The sequence below is a fragment of the Paracoccus nototheniae genome (assembly GCF_004335005.1).
In the GTDB taxonomy this organism is placed as follows: domain Bacteria; phylum Pseudomonadota; class Alphaproteobacteria; order Rhodobacterales; family Rhodobacteraceae; genus Paracoccus; species Paracoccus nototheniae.
This window is the reverse complement of record NZ_RQRT01000198.1, coordinates 1-461: the sequence shown is the minus strand read 5'-3', so window position 1 is coordinate 461 and position 461 is coordinate 1. Positions and strand designations below refer to the sequence as shown.

The 461-nt window shown below is 52.9% G+C and carries 1 protein-coding gene; it reads right to left on the bottom strand.

The features are described 5' to 3' along the window. Positions 1–461: AarF/ABC1/UbiB kinase family protein (locus EG885_RS22445; RefSeq protein WP_207392405.1), on the bottom strand; the 461-nt coding region annotated here is incomplete at both ends.

The window sequence follows — 461 nt, the reverse complement described above, 5'->3', positions numbered from 1 at the left end:
CACGGCGGCGATCGTTGAGCATATCGGCGCGGATCTGCTGGATCTCACGCAGCTGATCATCCTGTCTTGAGCCTTGCGTTGCCAGACTTTGTAGTCCTTGATCAAGAAGCTTCGGTAGCTGAGCACTGGTAAGGAGCAGTTCAGGCAATTGACTACGAAGCTGTTGTAGATTGCGAACTGGATCGAGCTGCTCTTTGACCCAGCCGGTAAGGATAGGCTTAGCAAGTGACCAGATATCCAGCTCAGGATAGAGATCACGGCCCAAGCCTTCGACATGGACCAAGGTCTTAAGCAGTAGCATGAGCTGCGGCGGGATAGTCATGTGGTGGCGACGAGCGATATCAAGAATCTGCATCAATACCCCAGCAAAATCTATCTCATTGATCGGCTTTTGCAGCATAGGCGACACGGTCCGGCGCATATCACGAGTCAGTGCATGTTTGTCGGCGTTGGGCGGAATC